The organism is Microbacterium sp. bgisy203 (assembly GCF_057706945.1).
Genome location: NZ_JBYIPF010000008.1, coordinates 110,580 through 120,570 on the forward strand (window position 1 = coordinate 110,580; position 9,991 = coordinate 120,570).

11 protein-coding genes and 1 pseudogene are annotated in these 9,991 nt (G+C 69.0%); 3 read left to right on the forward strand and 9 right to left on the reverse strand.

All coding sequences use genetic code 11. From position 1 onward, the window contains the following. Positions 1-38: 38 nt before the first annotated feature. The 3 genes from AC3ENQ_RS12105 to erm form a co-directional block, all read right to left on the reverse strand. A complete protein-coding gene (locus tag AC3ENQ_RS12105; protein WP_431804924.1) occupies positions 39-536 on the reverse strand; it encodes a GNAT family N-acetyltransferase in 498 nt (165 codons plus the stop codon). Further along, positions 533-1,321: an MBL fold metallo-hydrolase gene (locus AC3ENQ_RS12110; protein WP_431804926.1), complete on the reverse strand. Its 789-nt coding sequence runs from the start codon at positions 1,319-1,321 to the stop codon at positions 533-535. Before AC3ENQ_RS12110 ends, AC3ENQ_RS12105 begins: the two co-directional genes overlap by 4 nt. A gap of 80 nt (positions 1,322-1,401) precedes the next feature. Beyond that, positions 1,402-2,187 (reverse strand): 23S ribosomal RNA methyltransferase Erm, encoded by a 786-nt coding sequence (erm, locus tag AC3ENQ_RS12115; RefSeq protein ID WP_431804928.1) that lies wholly within the window; start codon positions 2,185-2,187, stop codon positions 1,402-1,404. Between the two features lie 259 nt (positions 2,188-2,446). Here erm and AC3ENQ_RS12120 point away from each other — a divergent pair, with 259 nt between their 5' ends. Continuing rightward, complete coding sequence (locus tag AC3ENQ_RS12120; protein WP_431804930.1) at positions 2,447-2,854, forward strand: nitroreductase family deazaflavin-dependent oxidoreductase; 408 nt, start codon at positions 2,447-2,449, stop codon at positions 2,852-2,854. Here AC3ENQ_RS12120 and AC3ENQ_RS12125 read toward each other — a convergent pair. Continuing rightward, positions 2,829-3,284 carry a hypothetical protein gene (locus AC3ENQ_RS12125; RefSeq protein ID WP_431804931.1) on the reverse strand — a complete coding sequence of 152 codons (456 nt, stop codon included), beginning with the start codon at positions 3,282-3,284 and terminating at the stop codon, positions 2,829-2,831. The genes AC3ENQ_RS12120 and AC3ENQ_RS12125 overlap by 26 nt on opposite strands. 115 nt (positions 3,285-3,399) lie before the next feature. Beyond that, the gene (locus AC3ENQ_RS12130) at positions 3,400-4,341 is read right to left on the reverse strand and encodes a LysR family transcriptional regulator (RefSeq protein WP_431804933.1); all 942 of its coding nucleotides are present in this window, start codon (positions 4,339-4,341) and stop codon (positions 3,400-3,402) included. A 74-nt stretch (positions 4,342-4,415) separates the two neighbouring features. On the opposite strand from AC3ENQ_RS12130, the gene AC3ENQ_RS12135 reads away from it, so the two are divergent. Beyond that, a complete protein-coding gene (locus AC3ENQ_RS12135; RefSeq protein WP_431804954.1) occupies positions 4,416-5,426 on the forward strand; it encodes a putative oxygenase MesX in 1,011 nt (336 codons plus the stop codon). Next, positions 5,423-6,460, forward strand: a complete 1,038-nt coding sequence (locus AC3ENQ_RS12140; protein WP_431804935.1) for a methionine synthase — start codon at positions 5,423-5,425, stop codon at positions 6,458-6,460. Before AC3ENQ_RS12135 ends, AC3ENQ_RS12140 begins: the two co-directional genes overlap by 4 nt. Here the strand turns inward: AC3ENQ_RS12140 and AC3ENQ_RS12145 are convergent, their stop codons facing one another. The 4 genes and pseudogenes from AC3ENQ_RS12145 to AC3ENQ_RS12160 form a co-directional block, all read right to left on the reverse strand. Continuing rightward, entirely contained in the window at positions 6,461-7,630 is a 1,170-nt protein-coding gene (locus AC3ENQ_RS12145) for a thiolase family protein (RefSeq protein WP_431804937.1), read from the reverse strand. Beyond that, positions 7,627-7,938: pseudogene (locus AC3ENQ_RS12150) on the reverse strand (CoA-transferase); the annotation flags it as partial. The gene AC3ENQ_RS12145 and the pseudogene AC3ENQ_RS12150, both read right to left, overlap by 4 nt. A 546-nt stretch (positions 7,939-8,484) precedes the next feature. Beyond that, positions 8,485-9,180: an alpha/beta hydrolase gene (locus AC3ENQ_RS12155; RefSeq protein ID WP_431804941.1), complete on the reverse strand. Its 696-nt coding sequence runs from the start codon at positions 9,178-9,180 to the stop codon at positions 8,485-8,487. Between the two features lie 4 nt (positions 9,181-9,184). After that, positions 9,185-9,880 (reverse strand): P-loop NTPase fold protein, encoded by a 696-nt coding sequence (locus tag AC3ENQ_RS12160; RefSeq protein ID WP_431804943.1) that lies wholly within the window; start codon positions 9,878-9,880, stop codon positions 9,185-9,187. Between the last annotated feature and the right edge of the window lie 111 nt (positions 9,881-9,991).

Genomic DNA, 9,991 nt, shown 5'->3' on the forward strand with positions numbered 1-9,991 from the left:
GTCTCTCGACATCAAGATACTTTGAGGAGCCGCGATTGTCAGCGCACCATCCGCGCATCGGTGATGAGCGGCGCGTGCGGATCGATCTGCTCGGTGCCGTCGAACGCGAATCCATTGCGCTCGTAGAACCGCGTCGCGCGCGGATTCTCCTTCGCGACCCAGAGCTGCGCCGGACCGTTGCCGAGCGTCGCGTCGAGCAGCGCCTGCCCGACACCCGACCCGTACGCTCGCGCAAGGACGTAGATCGCGTAGAGCGCGCGCTCGCGCACGGGCGGCTCGCTCGCCTGAGCCGACGACGGCCCCGCCCACGCGAATCCCACGAGGGAGCCGTCGTCCTGCTCGGCGACGCGCACTGTCATCTCGGCGCGCGGATCCCCGAGGACGTGCGTCCACATCCGATGTCGACCGGCGATGTACTCGTCGGTGAAGAAGTCGTCGGGCAGGAGGTGCGCGTAGGCCTCGCGCCACGTCGCGACGTGGAGAGAGGCGATCGCGTCCGCATCCTCCGCGACCGGCTCGCGGATCGTGATCGTCATCCGCCCATGCTGTCAGAAGGCGCCCGACCGGAGGATTCCGCGACGAGGCGCTGCAGGTGCGCGTACTCCTCCGCCATGCCGGGGTTCCGCACGCGCGGATCGTCCGAGGAGCCGCGACGCTGAACGTCATCGAGGTAGCGCCGGTCGGCATCGAGGCGCGCGGCGGCATCCCCGCCGACGGTGCCGTGACCCGGGATGACGAGGGATGCCTGATCCGCGTACGGCGCTAGCATGTCGAGCGCGGCGAGGTAGGCGGGCAGGTCGTCGGGCCAGAACGGCAGCGGCAGCTCGATGTCGCTGAGCATGTCGCCCGCGATCAGCACCCGCTGCCGTGGCAGCCATAGCGCGGTGTGGCCGGGCGCGTGCCCGTCGTGGACGACCAGCTCCACGTCGACGCCGTGCGGCAGCGAGGATGCCGGGATCGCCTCAGCGCCTGTCACTCGCCCCATCAGGTCGACGAGCTCGGGAGGGAAGTCGGAACCGAGGTTCTCGACGAGTCCATCCCGTTCGGATGCCGCGTATCGCTCCGTCGTCACCGACGCCCAGCGGGGCGCCGGCCCGAAGCCGGGATGCCAGAGCAGGTGGTCGTGGTGCGCGTGCGTCGCGAACCCGCCGGCGACGCTCAGCCCCCGGTCGGCAAGCGCGGCAGCGAGGCTGTCGAGCTCGTCCGGCATCCATGTCGGGTCGACGAGCAGAGCGGTCTCGCCGTCCGTGACGATCGTGCTGGTGGTCGACATCCGCCGACTCGTGGCGACCAGCACACCGGGCGTGACCTCGTGGAGCATCCGTCCATTCTCGCGCGATCGCGGAGAGCACGGCGCACCGGGAGCGTCACGCCCATCACGTCGATGCCGCACCCGCGCGCTCACCCGCCCCGGAACGCCTCCCACAACGCCGCCCACTGCGCGACATCGAGATCGCGCGGAAGCGACCCTCGCTCGACCGGCACAGCGTCGACGCGCCGCGCCGCGCCGGAGCCCGACGCCATCCCGCGAAGGATCTGGCGCACGTCGCGCCCGCGGCCGGTGAAGACGTCGCGTACGAATCGTTCGTATCCGCGCCGGTCACGCACTGCCACCAGCGGATCCGCGCGACGAGAGATCGACAACACTCCGCCGTCGACACTCGGCATCGGTCGAAACCCGCGCGCCGGCACCCTGCCGTGCAGGCGGAACTCGAACCACGGCGCGGACTGCGCGGTCATCATGGTGCTCCCGCCGACGCCCGCGCGCTTGCGCGCAACCTCCCACTGGGTCAGGAGAACCGCCTCGCGCCACTCCTTCTCGCGGAGGAGTCTCCGGAGGATCGGCGTCGTCAGATGGAACGGGACGTTCCCGACCACCACCGGTTGCGTGATCGGGTACGACAAGACGTCGGCGCGTTCGAGACGGACGCGTGCCACCCTGGCACGCAAGCCGTCGACACGGCGCTCGTCGATGTCGATGGCCGTCAGGGGGCGGCGAAGGACAGCGAGTTCGGAGGTCAGAGCGCCGTCGCCGGCGCCGATCTCGAGGATGCCGCCCTCGGTCGCCGCGACGAGCGCGACGATCCGGGCGATCGTCGGAGGGTGGACGAGGAAGTTCTGGCCGAGTTCATGTCGGCCACCGGAGGATGAGCCTCGAGACGAGGCAGAGGATGAATGAGTACGCACGAGCGCTCCAAAGCATGGGATCGGAGCACTCCGGCACAGCGTGCGTCAGGAGAGGAGAGAACGCGCTGCCGGAGTGCCAGGGCATCCGGAAGACGGCGCGCTTACGCGAGACTCAGCGACGGCGCCGTCAGGCGCGACGGTCGCGAATCGTGAAGAAGCGCCCCATCACGGGCGCCGCGTGTGTTGTTCCCATACCCTCGAGCCTACCGCGGGGCTACCCTGAGTCCACCGACAACGGCAGCGTCGCACGGGAGGTCTCATGAGCGGGTTCAACGAGCGGGTCATCGAGGAGTTCCGCCGAAGCGGCGGCCACGTCGCGCAGTTCGGATCGTCGCTCGTGCTCCTCCATCACCGCGGCGCGAAGTCGGGCATCGACCGAGTGAGCCCGGTCGTGTCGATCCGCACGTCTCCCGACACGTGGCTCATCGCGGCATCCAAGGCCGGCGCCCCCGACAATCCTGCCTGGTACCACAACCTCCGCGCGCACCCCGAGATCGAGATCGAAACGCCGGGCGACGGCACCGTCGCGGTCACCGCCCGCGTGCTGGACGGCGAGGAACGGGATGCCGGATGGCTGCGCTTCACCGAGGCATCCGACGGCTTCCGTCAGTACGAGCAACGCACGACGCGCACGATTCCCGTCATCGAGCTGCGTCGCGCGGAGTGACGGGAGGCGTCACCGACAGCACGCGAGCGGCGCGGATCAGTCGCGCACCCGCGAGGAGTACGACGACGTTCAGCAGGAAGACGATCACCGTCGCTGCCGGCACGTTACGGCTGCCGACAGCGATGCCGACGAAGAACAGCGGGATCGTCAAGACGGTCATGAGAAACGCCGCCGCCGCGACCCAACCGATGGACTTCTCCTCGCCCGGTGTCGACCTTCCGACGGGCGCCAGACGGAACGCCCTGCGCGAGAGCTCCATCGCGATGAGCGCGTCGACGACAGCGATCGCCCCGACCGCGAACAGCCACCCGTCGGCGGTCGCGCCGGCGAAGGATGCCCCCGCGGTGATTCCGAGCAGGACGCACAAGACGAGCTCGACGACGCCGATCGCTCGCGGATTCGCTCGCTCCGAACTCCTGCCCGACCTCACGCCCCACCTCCCACGCCCACCTCACACCTGACGGCCAGCCTAGGCGTGTGAACCGGAAGTTCATCGACGCCCCGGAGCGTGTCCGAACGTGAACTCGCGCCCGTCGCCGCCCTCACTACCCGAGCACCTCGACCCCGAATCCCGCGACGACCGTGCGCACCTCGGCGAGGTAGCGCTGCGCCTGGTCGGTGAGGGGGATCGCGGAGTGACCGATCCAGCCGATCTCGATGCGCTCGTCGACCGCGAGCGGCACGGCGACGATCTCGGGGTCGAGGTCGTCGCTGATGATGCCGCTCGAGATCGTGTAGCCGCCGAGCCCGATCATGAGGTTGAAGATCGTCGCACGGTCCGAGACGCGGATCTCACGCGCGCTCGACAGCGTGGACAAGATCTCCTCGGAGAGGAAGAACGAGTTGTTCGCCCCCTGATCGAACGTCAGGCGCGGGAGGTCGGCGAGGTCATCGAGCGTCACGCGATCCCGCGCCGCGAGCGGGTTCTTCCGTGAGATGAAGATGTGCGGCTCGGCGAAGAACAGCGGCCGGAACGCGAGCCCCGAGTCGCGCAGCAGTTTGTCGATGACGTTCCGATTGAAGTCGTTCCGGTACAGGATGCCGAGTTCGCTCCGGAGCGTGCGGACGTCTTCGATGATCTCCCACGTGCGCGTTTCCCTCAAGGAGAACTCGTACTCCGCCGCCCCGCTCGCCTTCACCATCCGCACGAACGCGTCGACCGCGAAGGAGTAGTGCTGCGTCGAGACGCCGAGGAGGCGCCGCGACGGCGGCCGCCCGAGGTAGCGCTGCTCGAGGAGCGCGACCTGCTCGACCACCTGACGCGCGTACCCGAGGAACTCCACGCCCTCGGCGGTGAGTGTCACCCCCCGCGCGGAGCGGACGAGTAGTGCGCGCCCCACCCGGGTCTCGAGGTCCTTCATCGCCGCCGAGACGGTCGGCTGCGAGACGTAGAGAAGGTCGGCGGCAGCGCTGATCGATCCTTCCGCCGCGACCTCGATGAAGTAGTGCAGCTGCTGCAGCGAAATGCCGCTCGACGCCTTGACCATAGCCAAAGGCTATACCGGCGCATAGTTACATCGAGTTTCCCGATGGATCCCGGATGCCTGCACGATGGGGGATCATGCCGAACGACTTCACCTTCCATCTCTCCACGACGCGATTCGACGAGGACTACGCGCCCGCCGAGAGCTCGCGCATCACGACGAACTTCGCGAACCTCGCGCGCGGAGAGCACCGTCAGCAGAACCTCCGGAACGCCCTGACGATGATCGAGGGGCGCGTCAACGACCTCGCGCACTGGGACAACCCGGCGCGCGACCGCTACGGCGTCGAGCTCGACATCGTCTCCGTCGCGCTGGAGTTCACCGGCCCGGGCGCCACGACCGACGAGCAGTTCCCCCTTCTCGAGTTCTTGGACGTGCAGATCGTCGACCGGCGCACCGGCATCCGCCGCCACGGCATCGTCGGGAACAACTTCTCCTCCTACGTGCGCGACTACGACTTCAGCGTCGTGCTGCCGGCCGCGCAGAAGGCCGCCGGCGGGTTCACCGTTCCCGAGGATTTCGGCGACCTGCACGGCAAGCTCTTTCAGGCATTCCTCGCCTCGGATGCCTACCGCGCGCGCTTCCCGCAATCGCCCGTCATCTGCATCAGCGTCTCGACGAGCCGCACCTACGAGCGGACGGCCAACCACCACCCGGTGCTCGGCGTCGAGTACGCGCAGGACGCGTTCTCGCTCACCGACGAGTACTTCGGCAAGATGGGGCTCGCATCGCGCTACTTCATGCCGCCCGGGAGCGTCGCCCCGTTCGCGTTCTACTTCCGCGGCGACCTGCTCAACGACTACACGCCGCTGCAGCTCATCGGCACGATCGGCACGATGGAGACGTTCCAGAAGATCTACCGACCCGAGATCTACAACGCGAACTCCGCCGCCGGAGGCGTCTACCGGCCGAGGCTCGACCAGCAGGACTTCTCGCGCACGCAGGTCGACTACGACCGAGACGAGCGCAGCCGTCTCGCCGTCACGCAGGGCCGCTACACCGAGGAGCGCTTCATCGCACCCCACGGCGAGCTGCTCCAGCGGTGGGCCGCGGGAGAGCTGGCGGGCGAGCTGGCTCCCTTCGCATGAACGCGTCCGGTGCCGGACTGCTCCCCACCGCCATCGTCGGGAGCCTCCCGAAGCCGTCCTGGCTGAGCGAGACCGAGAAGCTCTGGGGCGACTGGAAGCTCTCCGGCGCCGAACTCGTCGAGGGAAAGCAGGATGCCTTGCGCAGCGCCGTCCTCGAGCAGGAGCGCCGCGGCATCCACATCGTCAGCGACGGCGAGCAGACCCGCCAGCACTTCGTGACGACCTTCATCGAGCACCTGAGCGGCGTCGACTTCGAGCGGCGTGAGACCGTGCGCATCCGCGACCGGTACGACGCGAGCGTGCCGACCGTCGTCGGCGCCGTCAGCCGCGAGAAGCCCGTGTTCGTCGAGGATGCCAGGTTCCTGCGCTCCCTGACCGACCGCCCGATCAAGTGGGCGCTGCCCGGCCCCATGACGATGATCGACACCCTGGCCGACCGGCACTACGGCAGCCGCGAGAAGCTCGCGTGGGAGTTCGCGACGATCCTCAACGAGGAGGCGCGCGAGCTCGAAGCGGCCGGCGTCGACCTCATCCAGTTCGACGAGCCCGCCTTCAACGTCTTCTTCGACGACGTGCGCGACTGGGGAGTCGCGACGCTCGAGCGAGCCGCCGAGGGGCTCCGCGCCGAGACCGCCGTACACATCTGCTACGGCTACGGCATCGCGGCCAACACCGAGTGGAAGGCGACCCTCGGGTCGGAGTGGCGTCAGTACGAGGAGTCCTTCCCGCTGCTGCAGCGTTCGTCGATCGACATCGTCTCGCTCGAGTCCCAGCACTCGCACGTGCCGATGGACCTCATCGAACTCGTCCGCGGAAAGAAGGTCATGCTCGGCGCGATCGACGTCGCCACGGACGAGGTCGAGACCCCCGAGGAGGTCGCCCACACCCTGCGCCGCGTGCTGCACTTCGTGGATGCCGAGAAGCTCATCCCGTCGACGAACTGCGGCATGGCGCCCCTGCCCCGCCGGGTCGCGCTCGAGAAGATGAGCGCGCTGAGCGCGGGAGCGGCGATCGTACGCGACGAACTGCGCTGATCAGCGCTCGAGGACGACGGCCAGGCCCTGGCCGACGCCGATGCAGATGGCGGCGACGGCGACGCCTCCCCCGCGGCGGGCCAGCTCGTGCGCCGCGTGCCCGATGATGCGTCCGCCGGACGCACCGAGGGGATGGCCGATCGCGAGCGCACCGCCGTGGACGTTGAGACGCTCGGGATCGAGCTCGGGCCAGCCTGCCAGGCACGCGAGCGACTGAGAGGCGAACGCCTCGTTCAGCTCGACGACGTCGACGTCCGCCCACGTGCGCCCCGCGCGCGCGAGCGCCTTGTTCGCCGCCTCGATCGGCGCGATCGGGAAGTCGTCCGGGTCGACCCCGTGCGCCGCGCGGCCCGCGATGCGGGCGAGCGGCTCGGCATCCACCGCGCCCTCCGCGCCGATCAGCACCGCCGAGGCGCCGTCGTTGATCGGCGAGGAGTTGCCCGCCGTCACCGTGCCGTCCGCGGCGAACAGGGCGGGCAGTCCCGCGAGCTTCTCGAGCGAGGTGTCGTCGCGGATGCCTTCGTCGCGGCTGAGCGTCGTACCGGGCACGCCGACGATCTCGCCGTCGTAGACCCCGTCCGCCCAGGCCTGCGCGGCGAGGCGGTGCGAGCGCACGGCGAAGGCATCCTGATCCTCACGAGAGATCCCCCACTCCCGCGCGATCTTCTCGGCGGACTCGCCGTTGCTGATGGTCCACGGCGTCGGCAGCGCGGGGTTGGTCATCCGCCAGCCGATCGAGGTGTTCCACAGGGTCTGATTGCCGACGCTCGGCCACGGCTTGGGCGACTTCTCGACGACGAACGGCGCGCGGCTCATCGACTCGACGCCGCCCGCGAGCACGATGTCGGCGTCGCCGGTCTCGATCGCGCGCGACCCCTGCATGACCGCCTCGACGCTCGACGCGCAGAGCCGGTTGACCGTGACGCCCGTCACACTCGTCGGGAACCCCGCGAGCAGGGCGCCGAACCGCGCGACGTTGCGGTTGTCTTCGCCGGCCTGGTTCGCGTCGCCGAAGACGAGGTCGTCGATGCGCGCGGGGTCGATGCCCGTCCGCTCGACGGACGCCCTCATCACGAGCGCGGCGAGATCGTCGGGCCGGATGCCGGAGAGCGCTCCTCCCGCCCGTCCGAACGGCGTGCGGACGGCGTCGTAGACGAAGGCGGCGGTCATGGCTGCTCCTGTTCGGTGTCGGTCGGGTCGAGCCCCACGAGGTCGAGCCCGGTCAGCTCGGCGAGCGACGCGACGGTGTTGTCGCCGAACGCCTCGCGCACGGCGAACCCGCCCTCGGTGACGTCGAAGATCGCGTGATCGGTGTAGACGCGCGTGACGCAGGCCGCCCCCGTGAGCGGATACGTGCAGCGCTCGACGAGCTTGGAGGTGCCGTCACGCGTGAGCAGATCGGTCATGACGTAGACGTTCTTCGCGCCGATCGCGAGGTCCATCGCGCCGCCGATCGCCGGGATCGCACCGGGCGCTCCACCGCAATGCGGTCTCCGACGGATCGTTGCATCGATCGAGCGCGCTCAGCTCGCTCGCGCAGAAGATGGCAGGAGTGCGCGGCACGTGCGCCTCTACGGTTTCGATGTCAACGCCGATCGGCACGGGGGCGGCTGCGACCATCACCCATGCCCCTGCGTGCGACCAACTAACGAACACCGCGTCATAGTCGCCGGTGCGAGACCGGATCCGGGGTCTACCGTGGCCAGGTGCTCCGCACACGCTGCAACGCTGCTCTATGCGCACCTCGTCCGGCGGGGTGCGGGTCAGCGACGACACCGCCACACGCGCAATAGCCCGAACCGCGATAAACGCGGCCTGTTGAGCGGCGTTCGAAAGTCCCTTCACACGGTCGGCCTCGGCGGTCGATAGCAGGTGTGGGTGATGCCGGAGGGTTGCCAACGCGACGTCAGCCCGAGCGATCGCCCCGATCACCGGGATCCCAGGCGGGAGCGGCAGCGAATCGCCGAGACGGCGCAGCGCGACGAGGTCGTCGTCCACCGAGCTCGAGTTGCCTCCCGGGCCCGTCACCGATGGCCCGCCCAGGCGCGGATCGCCTCGGCTGTCGCGGTGGGGGCATCGAGATGGACCGCATGACCCCCGTCGATCACGACGGTGCTCCCCTGCGAGGTCAGGTGGTCCAGGCCTGCCTCATGCGAGGCCACCAGGATCCGATCGCTGCGGCCGAGAACGAGCAGCCAGGGGATGGTGGTCGACTGACGTGTCGAGGAGACCGTAGTCGATGTGGCGAGTTGCTGCCGCAGCGGGAGCGGGAAGCTCGCGAGCTCCGTGGCGACGCGCATCTGTCCATCCTCCGTCTCCGCGGAGAGCGCCGCCAGCGATCGGTCGTGGCCGTGCGTGCGCGGCAGATCGTCGGCGATCGCCGCGTACGCCTCACTCATCGGCTCCGGACCGGGCAGCCCGCCGATCGTCACGATGCCGGCGGGAGCCGCGCCCGCGCGCAACGCAGCGCCGAGGACGGCTGTACCAAGGGAGAACGCGACAACGAGGGTGGGGCGAGGGTCGGCGAGGTCGCTGCGCAGTCGATCGGCGAGCGCGTCGAGCACGGATACCGCACGAGCTCCCCTCTGGAGGGAGATCGCGTCGTAGCGATAACAGACGACCTCCTGCGACGGAGGAGGGTCAAGGTCCCTCAGTAGCGGACCCCAGGATCGGGGACCCAACCCGTACCCGGGAATGAGGATTAGGCGACGGTAGCGCACGCTGCTACAGCCACTGGCCTACGGGCCGCACGCCTCGGGCTGCCGCATTCAGATGCTCGGTCAGCATCGCGGGCGTGTCTGCGACGACGACAGCGCAGGCCAGCCGTGCGAGGAAACCCCGGGGAGGGAGCCGGGCCTCCATACCTAACTGGCCAAGGATACGGACGCTCTCGCACCAGCTCGCATCGACGAGCGCATCGTCGACCTCAATGTCCTCGAACACCAGATCTCGCTCCGGGTAGAAGAACTGGATGCCTGCGCAACGTGCGCTTGGATCGTGTGTGGGCTCGGCGGCAGGCTGCACGCCCATCGCCACGTGGCCGGCGACCGCGCCGGGCCTGACACCCGTGACGAGGGAACCCAGGTAGGGAATGAGGTCTCCGCCGAGTCGGCCGTTGACCTCGACGATCTTGCACCCGGTCGCGGTCACCATGACCTCGACGTGCACCACGACGCGGTCAAGGCCGAGGGCTAGGACGGCTGCGCGAGTGACCTCCAGGAGATCTTGCGGCCGGAGTTCTTGTTCGATCAAGTTCAGCGCGGTGCTCTTGCCGCCGCCCCACGGCGAGTTCAGGCCCACGGTCAGCGTCTCGAACCGCGCGTCCACGGCAACGTTGGCAACGGCGACCGCCACCGCATGCAAGCCCGTCAGATCCTGTGTCGCCGGGTTGTCATCGAACAAGTACGACGACTCCGTCACAGCCCCTCCTCTCTCAGTCCGGACCGGTATCCCGTCCACAGCAAATTGCGGGGATGCCAAGTGCCTGCCAACTACCCGTGGAATATGTCATTTCGGCGTGGAACCTACAAC

Coding starts and splice junctions, on each gene's coding strand:
- AC3ENQ_RS12135 (WP_431804954.1), top strand. CDS start 4,416: ATGCCGAACGACTTCACCTTCCATCTCTCCACGACGCGATTCGACGAG.
- AC3ENQ_RS12110 (WP_431804926.1), bottom strand. CDS start 1,321: ATGCTCCACGAGGTCACGCCCGGTGTGCTGGTCGCCACGAGTCGGCGG.
- AC3ENQ_RS12145 (WP_431804937.1), bottom strand. CDS start 7,630: ATGACCGCCGCCTTCGTCTACGACGCCGTCCGCACGCCGTTCGGACGG.
- AC3ENQ_RS12120 (WP_431804930.1), top strand. CDS start 2,447: ATGAGCGGGTTCAACGAGCGGGTCATCGAGGAGTTCCGCCGAAGCGGC.
- AC3ENQ_RS12130 (WP_431804933.1), bottom strand. CDS start 4,341: ATGGTCAAGGCGTCGAGCGGCATTTCGCTGCAGCAGCTGCACTACTTC.
- AC3ENQ_RS12105 (WP_431804924.1), bottom strand. CDS start 536: ATGACGATCACGATCCGCGAGCCGGTCGCGGAGGATGCGGACGCGATC.
- AC3ENQ_RS12140 (WP_431804935.1), top strand. CDS start 5,423: ATGAACGCGTCCGGTGCCGGACTGCTCCCCACCGCCATCGTCGGGAGC.